Annotated in this window: 9 protein-coding genes; 2 read left to right on the top strand and 7 right to left on the bottom strand. The window is 40.0% G+C overall.

From position 1 onward, the window contains the following. Window positions 1-753: 753 nt before the first annotated feature. From D1J36_RS05345 to D1J36_RS05325, 5 genes are all read right to left on the bottom strand, one after another. Window positions 754-2,202, bottom strand: a complete 1,449-nt coding sequence (locus D1J36_RS05345; RefSeq protein WP_154137513.1) for an FISUMP domain-containing protein — start codon at window positions 2,200-2,202, stop codon at window positions 754-756. 111 nt (window positions 2,203-2,313) lie between these two features. Continuing rightward, window positions 2,314-3,813, bottom strand: coding sequence for an FISUMP domain-containing protein (locus D1J36_RS05340; protein WP_154137512.1), 1,500 nt, complete (start codon window positions 3,811-3,813; stop codon window positions 2,314-2,316). Between the two features lie 162 nt (window positions 3,814-3,975). Then, a complete protein-coding gene (locus D1J36_RS05335; protein ID WP_154137511.1) occupies window positions 3,976-5,544 on the bottom strand; it encodes a hypothetical protein in 1,569 nt (522 codons plus the stop codon). A gap of 48 nt (window positions 5,545-5,592) precedes the next feature. Then, entirely contained in the window at window positions 5,593-9,066 is a 3,474-nt protein-coding gene (locus D1J36_RS09895) for a hypothetical protein (RefSeq protein ID WP_289202849.1), read from the bottom strand. 16 nt (window positions 9,067-9,082) lie between these two features. Continuing rightward, a complete protein-coding gene (locus D1J36_RS05325; protein ID WP_154137509.1) occupies window positions 9,083-9,724 on the bottom strand; it encodes a hypothetical protein in 642 nt (213 codons plus the stop codon). 550 nt (window positions 9,725-10,274) lie between these two features. Here D1J36_RS05325 and D1J36_RS05320 point away from each other — a divergent pair. Both D1J36_RS05320 and D1J36_RS05315 read left to right on the top strand, forming a co-directional pair. Continuing rightward, entirely contained in the window at window positions 10,275-10,586 is a 312-nt protein-coding gene (locus tag D1J36_RS05320) for a rhodanese-like domain-containing protein (RefSeq protein WP_154137508.1), read from the top strand. Between the two features lie 5 nt (window positions 10,587-10,591). Then, window positions 10,592-10,891: a thioredoxin family protein gene (locus D1J36_RS05315; protein ID WP_154137507.1), complete on the top strand. Its 300-nt coding sequence runs from the start codon at window positions 10,592-10,594 to the stop codon at window positions 10,889-10,891. A gap of 84 nt (window positions 10,892-10,975) precedes the next feature. On the opposite strand, the gene fabD is transcribed toward D1J36_RS05315, so the two are convergent. Continuing rightward, window positions 10,976-11,851 carry an ACP S-malonyltransferase gene (fabD, locus tag D1J36_RS05310; protein ID WP_154137506.1) on the bottom strand — a complete coding sequence of 292 codons (876 nt, stop codon included), beginning with the start codon at window positions 11,849-11,851 and terminating at the stop codon, window positions 10,976-10,978. A gap of 42 nt (window positions 11,852-11,893) precedes the next feature. Next, complete coding sequence (locus D1J36_RS05305) at window positions 11,894-13,789, bottom strand: amino acid ABC transporter substrate-binding protein (protein WP_154137505.1); 1,896 nt, start codon at window positions 13,787-13,789, stop codon at window positions 11,894-11,896. Between the last annotated feature and the right edge of the window lie 10 nt (window positions 13,790-13,799).

Below are 13,799 nucleotides of genomic sequence, written 5' to 3'. Positions count from 1 at the left end.
TCCCAATTAATTGGGAGCTTTTTTTATGGAGGATAAACAATCGTAATAAAGCCCCAAAAGGTCATCTATAATTATGGTATACCCAATATCTATATTGTCAGAGGTGTTCTGCTCGTACGAGCAGAACACCTCTGCTAGATAAGGCAGGAACTCTCTGCTCGGTAAGGCAGAGCGTGGGTGATAATAGCACCCCACTGACCTTATTTGTGGAAACGTTTATTTTTCATTTTATTTGATAGGGGATTATCTTATACCAAACTGAAGATAGTTCACTCGTACGAGTGAAGCGTCTTCCCCTTACCGAGGGAGGAGGCTTCGCCTTAGGCAGTGAAGCACCTTCCCCTTATAAAGGGAATAGCCTCCCTTATAACTTTTTTTAGATGTTCTCTATTTTACAGATATTAGACATTAATGAACAATACCATATACCTCTACTTAGACTTTTACAAATATTTTATCGTAAGTTCTATCTTTTTAGGGTTGCACTTGCAAGAGCAGATAGGGAGCAGATTTGCGGTGTTTTTTGGTCATTATGGGGTATGTTTTCTTGCATTTCGGGAAACAACTTTGTCTTTTTTGCAGTTTTAACCCCTTACCAACGCCTTTGGGAAAAGACTACTTGGCAAGGGGTTTAATCTTTTTGTTTTTTAATACCCCTCTTTGGGCAAACTATAGGACCATGACCAATACCCACCTCATTAGGCTTTTAAAACTTGCGGTGGACCGGAGGCATAACCAAAATGAACTTGAGGGCTAATCTTGCAGGCATCTCACACTCATGCCGGTTGCCCGATCCCATCCAATTTCGTCAACTCTTAATATCACACCCGTATATGATAAAGCTCTTGATCGGCCGATACGTTTTGTCCCAAATGCATTCCAGATCACCCTGCCTTCCGTCGAGGTCCAGTACATATGTACGATATCACCGTCTTGCAGCATTCCGTCGAAGTTCCTTAATCCTGGCGCGGGCAGCTTCATTACCCGTTCATTAGCCCACCTCGCGACATCAATCAATGATGGAGTATTATTCTCGTCATACCCGAGCATTTTGTAAATCACCGTGTGTAATTCTGAATGAGTGGGCACATGATAACCCACAGGACATGGATTGTTCTCGCCATTTCCTTGCCATAAGGTAAGGTTATTGGTTTTCCCGTTGATTGCATTGTTTACCCACGAAAAATCTGCATTACCGTTTGATATGAACAAATTGGTGTTCGGGAAAGTCCACGAATTAGCCAAGTTATATGTAGAATTGTACTTAGGCGTTAAAGGTACAGATGGAGCCCAATTAATCAACTCATGACCATCCGGCTTTCTTTGCCATTGGAAGAGCGAACCATACGCTCGCCAGTCTTTTTTTATTTGGTCTGCATTGGGGGAGTCTAACGGCTGGCCTGTATTAGCGTCCAAGGTTCCCGCTTGAGCGGCAGGATCAAACCAAGTTGAACCGTACTTGGCATATTCTGCCCCAAGGTTATTCCCCAGCCATACTTTGCCGTCCGGACCTACAAGAGGTGTATAGACAAAATCGTGTTCTCTTTCATTAACCCCATACCCCACACAGGCGGAAGTGGTCTTTCCAAGGCAGCGGTCGGGAATCCCCGTTACCGCATAAAGTTTGTATTGGACATTAGTAGCGGAAAAAACACCCGCATAACGGTAGGGATAGCTGAAAGCGCCCATTAGCAAGCCTTCTACATCGGTACCAAAGCCCATATTCATATCCAATTTCTTAATCAGCAAATCGCCTCCCAACGAGCGAATAGTGGCTACAATGTAAGTGGTTGCAGAGGTTACAGATTGGGCTTCCCACGAAAAGCGAAGGACACGGCTGTTCCCGTCCTCCGTATAGGTAACCGGTATAGTAATATCCGTACTATAAGCGGGAAGAATCCCGTTGCCTTGTACCATTACGGGAATACCTACCCGTAAGCCCGTAGTGGTGATTTTTCCCTGATGGTCTATCACCAAGGCTTCCGGAATTCCATCCGCTGCAATATCCCTTTGCCAAAGGGCAGCCGAACGGGGGTTAATGTTATAAGGAAAATAATCGGCATCGTAAATCGAAGCAATGCGTTTCTTCCCACTTTCCAACGTTACACTGAAATACGCATCCAACGCTTGCAATACCACTTGGGCTTTAAAACATTGCAAAGTAACAGCCAGTATGAGTAAAAATGTGATTTTATTCTTCATAATTTATTAATCTTTTATACATCCAAATAGAGCTTTTTCAAAGGGAGTACCCCCTCGCCAAGTCTTTCCCAAAAGACATTGGTAAAAGGGGAAGGGGACAAACTTATCCAGTTAATCCTTTATACAACGTACACCAAAACCATATGTAACCTGCATATATTGGCTAGCCTCCGCTGGATAATCCATCCACGAGTCTAGATACCCAGCATACCATTCATGATCTGCGTATGAACTCCAATAGGTCGCCCCGTTTGCTTGAGTTAAATATATTCCACCATCGCGCAAATTGCGACTCCCATTTGCAGGTAGACGTAGCTTACGATCAGCCCAAACGGTAGTTCGCTGTCCTCCAGCAATAGAATTTACCATAGTTGATAATTCAGACATATTTGGTACATGGTATCCTACAGGACAAGGATTATTACTACCACCTGATTGCCATAAATTATGAAGTTCTGCTGGTTGATCTGCTGGTAAAGAAGCCCATGATTCATGAAATTCAGCGATAATAAACTTATTTGTTCCTGCATCCGTCCAAGAATTAGAGACAGAACCTATACCTGGATATGCTGGTGCTCCTACCGTTGAGGACATCCAATTTATAAGCTCATGACCATCCGATTTCCTTTGCCATTGATAAAGAGAACCGTAAGCTCGCCAATCTCGCTTAATTTGGTCAGTGGTAGGCTCAGTTAAAAGCTGACCAGTTACACTATCTGTTGCTCCCGCTTGGTGTAACGGATTAAAATAATACGAAATCAATTGAGAATATCCTGCCCCTAAATTATTACCCAACCAAACCTTCCCGTCAGATCCTATAACAGGCATATAAAACATATCATGCTCATATTTGTCTGCTGCCCACGCTCCCGCATAAGAATTCGTTTTTTGATTTGCATAACGATCAGGGATTGCAGGTAAAAGACGGAGTTCAAGAGGTTTCCTCATTACCCCCATAGAAGTATTAAATGTGATATTAAATGTGGTTAATAAAATACCTTTTCCATCTTGACCCATCCCTCTATTCATATCCAATTGAACCAACTCTATAGGGGTTTCAGCACATATAAATGCATCAACCTCTATATTCGATTCACTCCTAAACGCTCTCCCTGATTGCTCTCCCCAATATAATTGTAAATAAACTTTTTTATCGGTAGCCGAATTCTTTATGTACCGCGCTGGAATTGTAGCTTCCGCTATAATTTTATTTTTACTGTAATCAATAACCATATAGGAGCCATCTCCTAATTTATTTATAAACTTTATTGGTACATGATACATTTTCCTTTCAAATGCTTCTTGAATGCCTAAAAAAGAACTCCCACTAGGTACATTATAGGCTCCTATTTGTCCCTGATAATTCAGCAGAGGATCTCTAGATAAACTAAATCTAGCATTTTGACTCCCCAATTGAGCCGTAACCGGTTGTGATGCTAGATCTAAACTATTCATTGGATAGTAATTATTATCATAAACCGACGCCAAATATCTAACACTTTGGACTTCCATCTCCCAGTCTGGTCCTTCCAACGCTTGCAATACCACTTGGGCTTTGCTCCACTGTAAAGTAACAGCAAGTATTAGCAAGTAAATGATTTTGTTTTTCATAATTTATTAATCTTTTCATCTAAATAAAACCTTTTCAACAGGACTACCCTTTACCAATAACATTTAGGAATTTTTTGATGACTCTTTTTAGGAAGTCCCATGTCCCATGGCATTACTGAAACCTATAAGACTGATCGGTAACAAACCACAGAGAACACACAGTTAATCCTTACGACAGCGGATATATGATTTGTCAAGAACTGGGCTTCTATCAGTTACTAAGAATTTCGGTGGTAAATACACTCGAGGTGTAAATATTAATCCATAAACATTATCCCTCCAAGGTCCAAACGAACTGGTAGCATAAATAGATCCTCTGCTCCCTTTGGCATCCTCTTCACAAGCTCCATCAACATTCACACACACATCATACAATGTACTGAACCTAAACTCCTTATCATCCCAAATTTTTGAATTAGTTATAAAGCTTAGAGCGATTTGGGGATCATTACCCACTATAATAGCAGTCAAATCATTTAGTTCGTTCCCCGTAGGCACATGATAACCTAATGGACAAGGGTTATTAGAACCACCCGACTTCCATAGATCATGTGGTCCAACATGTAATGTTTCAGGTGAAATCCACCATCTTTTATATTCTGATTCAATAACTTTATTTGTGCCAGCATCAACCCAGGAGTTTGAAGCGATTGTAGAAATGGTAGTATACTTACTTTTAGTATCATGCTGCGATGTGTGAAACTTCAATTCATGTCCATCAGCAATACGTTGCCATTGAAAAAGGGAACCACGCCCTCTAAAGTCCCTTTTAATCTCATAAATTGTTGGGTCTGATATGGGAAGACCTGTACTGTAATGTGTTGATCCACTTCGATACAAAGGGTTAAAATAATACGACATTAGCTGAGAGTATCCAGCTCCTAAATCATTACTCAACCATGTTTTCCCATCAGGTCCCGTAATAGGCATGTAAAACATATCATGCTCATATTCATCCGCTGCCCATGTCCCTGCATAAGAACTCGTCTTCTGATCTGCATAACGATCCGGTATTGCAGGTAAAAGACGAAGTTCAAGAGGTTTAGACATTACCCCTTTAGAGGTAGTAAAGCTAATATTAAAAGTAGTCAATAAAATACCTTTACCGTCTTGACCTATCCCTCGGTTCATGTCCAATTGAACCAATTCTATAGGTTCTTCTGCACAAATAAATGCATTTACCTCTATACGTTTGTTATCTGTAGTTAACAACCTTAATTCATCTCCCCAATATAATTGTAAATAAACTTTTTTATCAGTGTTTGCATTCTTGATATACATCGCTGGAATTATGGCTTCTGATATAATTTTATTATTTCCATAATCAAAAGTCATGAAAGAATAATCATTCTGTAGTTCATTTATAAACGTTATTGGCACATGGTATATTCTTCTATCAAAAGCCTCTTGAATCTTCAAACTAAAACTCCCTCCAGATACATTATATGCTCCTATTCGCCCTTGATAGTTTAGCAATGGATCCGTAGTTGCATTTGCATTTTGACTACCAAGCTGAGCAGTAGGAGGCTGCGAACTTAAATCCAATACATTCATAGGATAATAATTATTATCATACACCGATGCTAAATATCTAATCGGTTGTACTTCTAAAGTCCATCCATCAGGTAACTGCATACTACTAGGTGCATCCAACGCTTGCAACACCACTTGGGCTTTAAAAAATTGCAAAGTAATAGCAAGTATTACTAAATAAATGATTTTGTTTTTCATAAAGATATTTTTTAAAAAAGGGCTTTAAAGCCCTTTTATCATTCTCACTTAGTTAACCGCATCTCCCGTAATCGTCGCTGTATTAGCAGTATCTTTAATTACACCTATTGAGGAGAATCTAGCTCTGGTTTTGGTTCCTCTAGCCGTTTCTAAAGTAACTCCAGAACCTGCTACCATCACCTGACCGGCACCTTTCTGCACAATAACACAACTAAATCCTGCAGGCAAAGTACTCGGTACAGTTACCGTAACTGCAGAAGCACTATTAACATAAACATAACCGCCATTATCCGTTGTCGCAAGTGTTACACTGGTAGTAACTGTACGTAAACCTCCAGAAGGTGTCCAAGCCGTTCCATTCCATGTTAAAGTCTGACCATTAGCTGGTGCTGTGTTAGCTACATTACGACCTTGGATACGAGCGACCGTAGTCACGTTATTATTCGCCGCTGCTGTAACATCTCCCGTTAAAGCCGCTCTTTGGAATGAGGTTCCACTTAATGTAATAGAGGTAGAGCCCGAGTAGGTGGTATTTGTATTATTATCTGCCGCTGGTGCCCATGCCGTTCCATTCCATTTTAATACCTGACCGTTAGCTGGTGCTGTATTAGCTACATTACGACCTTGGATACGAGCGACCGTAGTCACGTTATTATTCGCCGCTGCTGTAACATCTCCCGTTAAAGCCGCTCTTTGGAATGAGGTTCCACTTAATGTAATAGAGGTAGAGCCCGAGTAGGTGGTATTTGTATTATTATCTGCCGCTGGTGCCCATGCCGTTCCATTCCATTTTAATACCTGACCATTAGCCGGTGCTGTGTTAGCTACATTACGTCCTTGGATACGGGCTACAGTAGTGGCATTATTATTCGCCGCTGCCGTAACATCTCCCGTTAATGCCGCCCTTTGGAACGAAGTCCCGCTTAAAGTGATAGAAGTAGAGCCTGAGTAAGTCGTATTCGTATTATTATCTGCCGCTGGTGCCCATGCCGTTCCGTTCCATTTTAATACCTGACCATTCGCTGCATTCATTTGGTTCAGCTTATCGGCTGTAATTGTAGCATTGGCAATATCCGCCGCTACAATTGTACCATCGGCAATCTTGGCCGAATTAACTGCATTGTCTGCAATTTTAGCATTCGTAACCGCATTATTGGCTATCGTCAATACCGTTGCACCCGTTACGTCTCCCGTATGCGCCGAATGACTAAATGTGGTTCCACTAAGCGTTAAACCCGTTCCTGCAGAATACGTCGTATTTGTATTATTATCCGCCGCTGGGGCCCATGCCGTTCCGTTCCATTTCAATACCTGACCGTTCGCTGCATTCATTTGGTTCAGTTTATCGGCGGTAATCGTAGCATTGGCAATATCTGCCGCTACAATTGTACCATCGGCAATCTTTGCAGAAGTCACCGCGTTGTTGGCTATCGTAGTAGCATTGCTGTTAACTGCTGCCGTAACGTCTCCTGTTAAAGCTGCTCTTTGGAACGATGTCCCACTTAAAGTAATAGAGGTAGAACCTGTGTATGTTGTATTTGTATTATTATCTGCTGCAGGTGCCCATGCAGAACCATTCCATTTTAATACTTGCCCCGTAGTTGCTGTCGGTAATGACATCGTTTGTGTATTGGCAGTATAGATAAGTCCATTGGTAGCAGTGATAACTCCTGCTGGTCCCTGAGGACCTGTCAAACCTCTTGGGCCCGTTGCCCCTACAGCTCCTGTATCTCCTTTGTCTCCCTTAGGTCCTTGTGGGCCTACTGGTCCTGCTACTCCCTGAGGACCTGTCAAACCTCTTGGTCCTGTTGCTCCTACTGCACCAGTATCTCCTTTGTCTCCTTTAAGACCTTGTGGTCCTGCAGGTCCTTGAATCCCTTGAGCTCCGGTCGCTCCTTTTAAGGTTTGACCTGTACTCGTCCAACTACCAGAGCTCTTTTTATAAACAGTTCCTGTGGTAGCATCTATATAACTATCTCCATTAACTCCTAAATTTGAAGCTGGTGCGCCTGTTCCAGATAACATAGAAAAACCTTGTGCTCCAGTAGCTCCCGCTGGACCTGTTAAACCTCTAGGGCCAGTGGCTCCTACTGCTCCTGTATCTCCTTTGTCTCCTTTAGGACCTTGTGGTCCCTGCGGGCCTGCTGCTCCTCTAGGTCCTGCAACACCCTGTGGTCCTTTCAATGTTTGTCCTGTACTCGTCCAACTACCAGAACTCTTTTTATAAACAGTTCCTGTGGTAGCATCTATATAACTATCTCCATTAACTCCTAAATTTGAAGCTGGTGCGCCTGTTCCAGATAACATAGAAAAGCCTTGTACTCCAGTAGCTCCCGCTGGACCTGTTAAACCTCTAGGGCCAGTGGCTCCTACTGCTCCTGTATCTCCTTTGTCTCCTTTAGGACCTTGTGGCCCTACATCTCCCTTATCCCCTTTAGCTCCTGCAATACCTTGTGGTCCCTGTGGGCCTACTGCTCCTCTAGGTCCTGAAACACCCTGTGGGCCTTTCAACGTTTGTCCTGTACTCGTCCAACTACCAGAGCTCTTTTTATAAACAGTTCCTGTGGTAGCATCTATATAACTATCTCCATTAACTCCTAAATTTGAAGCTGGTGCACCTGTTCCAGATAACATAGAAAAACCTTGTGCTCCAGTAGCTCCCGCTGGACCTGTTAAACCTCTAGGGCCAGTGGCTCCTACTGCTCCTGTATCTCCTTTGTCTCCTTTAGGACCTTGTGGTCCCTGCGGGCCTGCTGCTCCTGTATCTCCTTTATCACCTTTAGGTCCTTGTGGTCCTACGTCTCCCTTATCCCCTTTAGCCCCTGCAATACCTTGTGGTCCCTGCGGTCCTACTGCTCCTGTATCTCCTTTATCACCTTTCGCACCTGAAGGTCCAATTGGTCCTGCCAACCCTTGCAGTCCTTGTGGTCCAGCGGGCCCCGTTAAACCGCGGTCCCCTTTAGGTCCAGTCGGTCCTACAAGAGATGTCCCTGCACCCCAACCATTAGCGGTTTTAGGACCATAGATTTGATTGGTAGCCGTATTGATATAAAAATCTCCTACAGTACCCACAGTAGATAATGGCTCTGCAGTACCATTAAGCACACTTTTACCATCTGCTCCTGCTAGAGTGGTGGCACCACCTAGTGGCTTCCAAGTACCACCATTTAGCGTAGTACTTTTATTTTCATAATAATAAAAGCCTGGAACTACGTCTACCCCTCCCAAACCAGACTTACCAGTTCCTACATTATAAACTAACATACCATCCATACGAGTAGGATAGTTAGCAGGTCCACCAGAGCCTACACTAGATAAAGCTGTAAGCTGAACTAAATCTACTCTAGGGAATATTAATCCCTTACCGAGATTGATTGAACTGTTCCAATCTGGAGAGGACGAAGCATCCATAAATGCAGTACTATTAGACAATACTTCTTGATTAACAATAGAATTAGTTCTAACTTGACCAAATGCAATACTTCCAAGAGCAACCGCAGCTAATAATATATGTTTTTTCATAATAGAATTTTTTTTATTAATTACCTCCCTCTGAACCATACCATTTACCACCATAATATATATAACACAAACCACTATTCTGAAAAATAGCTCCTCCGTACAATCCTCTAGGTTGCGGAGATATTTTTAATGTAGAGCCCGATGTTCCTGGAGCATCATTAAATATACAAATCTTTCTACCATTAACAACACCCGCAGTATCAAAAGTCCAAGTAACTTCTCCCGAATCTTTTTTTATCAGAAAATAATCATCTGCTGCCAATGTTATAGTTCCACCTCCCTGAACTTCCCTAGTTTTATATATTGTAGCCCCAACGGTAGAGGTTGCACTAGAGGAGACACCTAATTTATTCCACTTCTGTGTACTTTTATCAAAAAAATAAAATCCTTTACCGCTTACCTCCGATGCTACTCCTGTACCAACCACTCCATCAGAAATATACACTAAAGTAGCCTCTTCTGCTCCTGTCATAGCTTGTGCCTTTGCTGTAGTTACCCTAGGGATAAGAATCCCCTCATTGGTACTTCCTGTAGTAGTTTTAGCATCAATGTGTAGAGTAGCTTTAGGATCTGGATTATTAATACCCACTTGTCCATAAGCTGATAATCCTAAGCCAATAAAAGCTAACATGCTTAATTTAGTCGTTCTTGTTTTCATAAACTTTATTTTTTGTTTGAATTAATATTTATTTTTTACCGATATAAACAATTTCTTAGAAAATTTTTCTCTAAGACAATGAATAGAAAGAAACATTGAGATTTTCGAGAATTCTCTTCTAATATTCCAAAAACTAGGAACACCAAACAAAAACAACAACAAATTAAGCTTATGAAATAACGGTGCTCCTAGTATAGAAATATGAAAATTAAAGTGTAATAAACATAAAATATAAGCACGCACAAAAACCCCATAAACTCTTGAAAAGAATACAGGGTAAGGCTCACATAACGAAACATTCGTATAAGAAAGCATAATAATTGTGGTTTGTGTGTGTTTGTGTGTGTGTTTACACAATTATTTTAACTATCCGTGTTTTATGTATAATTATTAGCCGTATTACAGCTACGCTACAAAAACTAGTGCAAACTTATAACCTTTTAGCAAAGTGTACAAGTTTTTTCAACAAAAACTGCTAATAATCATAGTTTTATTTTAAAAGCTGAAAATAATATTTTAGCTTTGTACTAAATCTTAATAGATATTGTTTATGTTAAACTTTATAAAAAAACTTTTTGGAGGAAACACCACAGATTTTCAAGATTTAGCCGCAAAGGGAGCTCAAATAGTAGATGTGAGAACTAAAGCCGAGTATAATTCAGGGCATATTTTCAATTCCGTCAATATCCCATTGCAAGAGCTAAAACAAAATCTCAACCGCTTAGATAAAAGCAGACCTGTAATTACCTGTTGTGCCAGTGGTATGCGTAGTGCTTCGGCAAAATCCATCTTGTCTAATAATGGCTTTACTGCTTATAATGGTGGAGGCTGGGACTCACTTCAAAAGAAAATCTTAAAATAAAAGTTATGTCTCAAAAATTTAAAGAACTCATAGCATCTCCTAAACCTGTGCTTATAGACTTTTTTGCCACTTGGTGCCAGCCTTGCAAGGTACAGTCTTCGGTACTCAACACCGTGAAAGAAAATGTGGGAAATACAGCTAGAATTGTAAAAATAGATATTGATAATTACCCGTCTATCGCTAACGAATACAGCGTAAGAAGTGTACCCACTCTTATGATTTTTAAAAACAGTGAACTTCTATGGAAAGGTAGTGGCGTACACGATGTAAACACACTAACCCAACTTCTTAAAGAGTTCGTTTAGATCATGTTAGTTCTCATAAAAAAACTTACACCCTTAAATAAAAGAGTGCAAGTTTTTTAATGAAAATTCGTTTACTAATCCTTTTTACATCGCAGAAGATACCGCTACTTCTGAATTTATTTTTTTGATTAACCCTTGTAATGTTTTACCTGGACCTACTTCTACAAAAGAAGTTGCACCATCTTTAATCATATTTTGGATAGACTGTGTCCACTTTACAGATCCCGTAAGCTGTGCGATGAGGTTTTGTTTGATTTCCTCCTCATTAGCCACTGCTGTAGTCGTAATATTCTGATAAATAGGAAAACTTGCCTTTCTGAATTTTGTATTTTCTATCGCTGTTGCAAGTTGGTCTTGTGCAGGCTTCATTAGTGGTGAGTGAAACGCCCCATTAACAGGCAATAGCAATGCTCTCTTCGCTCCTGCTTCTTTGAGTTTAGCACAGGCTTCCTCCACCGCTTTGGTCTCTCCAGAGATTACTAATTGCCCAGGACAGTTATAATTTGCAGGTACTACCACGCCATCTATTTGATTACAAATCTCCTCCACTCTTTCATCTTCTAAACCTAAAATAGCCGCCATAGAAGAAGGATTAGCGTCACATGCTTTTTGCATTGCATCCGCTCTTTGTGCTACTAATTTTAACCCGTCTTCAAAGGATAAAACACCACTCGCCACCAATGCCGAAAATTCTCCTAAAGAATGTCCCGCCACCATCTGAACCCCCGTAGCATCTATAGCCTTAACTGCTGCTACTGAATGTATAAATATCGCAGGTTGCGTTACTCTGGTTTGTTTTAAATCTTCTTCCGAACCATTGAACATAATTTTTAGGATATTAAAACCTAATATTTCGTTAGAAAACTCCATTAAGTCTTTAATATCTTTTCTACTGTCGTACAGTTCTTGTCCCATTCCTACAAACTGAGACCCCTGTCCTGGGAACACTAATGCTTTCATACTTATTTTTTCAAAGATTATCTCTTTAGTTTTTTATTAAATTTATGGTAAAAGTCTTACTACACGATAACCTACATTTACATAAGCTCCGTTAGGTTTTATTCTTTGGAATTCAAATTTTGTAGCTAGCTGAGTCTGGGTTTGTCCCATTTGTTTAAAGATTTCTCCTTTTTTATTTTCTCTTGAGAGCATATCATTAACAATATCAAACCCCACTATAGCATATTTAGAAGGTGTTTTACAATATTTGGATTTATAAGCGGCTAAAACTTCTTTTTCAAAATCTCCTTCTGAATCTATTTTTCTATCCATAATATACACCAAACTAGCTTGACTTAACTCATCTACTTTTTTATCAAAAGCCGGCGTGTAGAACATACTAAACGCTTTGATGCCTTTAGTTTCTTTAGATAAATTAATCAGCCTAGAAGCAAACGCATTACCAACAGCATCGTCATCACTTGCTAAAATAGCTATTACTGGAGAGCTTTGCCCTGTCATCATATTCTGTTCCAATTCTATTTTAGATGCATTATCTACTATAACTATATCCGCTTTCTTTAAAGATTTCTCCAACTTTGTTTTTATATAATCAGCGTTTGTTGTATCTGCCCCTGATACAATATAAATCTTTTGGTTAGAAAAAACCTCTTTTACCTCTTTTACAATCCTATCAGCATAGATAACTTTGTCTGTTTCAGCAATGATTAAATTACCAAAATCATACATATCCTCACTATTAGCAAATGGAGCTACTACAGGAATTTGAGTATCTTTAACATAATCTAAAACCTCTAACACATTAGACTTGAATAATGGTCCTATAATTAAGTCTGTATTAGATGGGTCTATCTGGATTAAGTTCTTCTTAAATGCTTTTTCGTTACCCGCATCTATGATATTAAAATCCAACTCTTGCCCCTTTCTAGCATTCATCTCCACTGCTAATTTCGCTCCCATAAGAAAATCCGTCGCAAGTCCTCTATATTTAGAATCTCCCGTATCAAAGCCAAATGGTAACATCAGTACTACCTTAAGTGCATTTGTGTTTTTCTTAACATAGGCTTTATTAAATTTCTTTATTTTAAGAACCATCCCTTGTTTTAAGCCCTCTGAAATTTGAGGATTAAGTTCTAGGAGTTGGTCTAAATCTAAATCATACTTATTGAGAATGCCAAAAACGGTATCACCTTCCTGAACGGTATAGGTAATATAATCTTCTTGAGAAAGAGTTACCTTTTTAGTTTCCGAAAAATCTGGTTTTGCACTTTCTGTAGAACTTGCAATAGCCTGATGTTTCACTTTGATGACTTCCCCTACTTTCAGCCCACTTTCTTCTAAGCCTGGATTAAGTGCAAAAAGGTCTTTCTTACTAATTCCAAACTGCCTCATAATGCGATAATAGTTATCCTTCGCTTGCACCTCATACTCACCTTCTGCTAATGTCTTTGTCGCTTTTTCTGCAGACGAATTTTCCTGTGTAGTGGTTGGAGTAGTAGTTTCTTTAGTAGTAGAAATGGTTACCAATTCAGCCGCTCCGTATTTGGTAATTTTATCCAAAGGCAATACCACTTCCTCTCCTATTTTCATTTCCAAATTTGGATTGAGCTTTCTTACCTCTGCTTCTGTAACGTGGTACTGGCGGGTTAAACTATATAAAGTTTGTTTTGGCTTCAGTATAATTTTGCCCAACTGAACCTCCTTAGAAGAATCTACGACTTTCTGTTTTGGTCTAGTTGATTTTTTACCGACATTAAGGGTTTGCCCTATCTTAATAGCTCCATCCTTTATTTCAGGATTAAGTTCGTAAAGTTCTTTTATAGATAAACCGTACTTTCTGGAGATAGAGTACGGCGTCTCTTTCTCGGCTACCGTGTGCGTTTGTGCCTGTAAAAAGAAACTCATTAAAAATATGGGAGCAATTAATATTTTTTTCATTGTTTATAAA

Origin of the sequence: Riemerella anatipestifer, from assembly GCF_009670965.2 — a bacterium.
GTDB lineage: Bacteria > Bacteroidota > Bacteroidia > Flavobacteriales > Weeksellaceae > Riemerella > Riemerella anatipestifer_B.
Note: the sequence above shows the minus strand (reverse complement) of the source record. Positions and strands in the feature narration are given on the sequence as shown.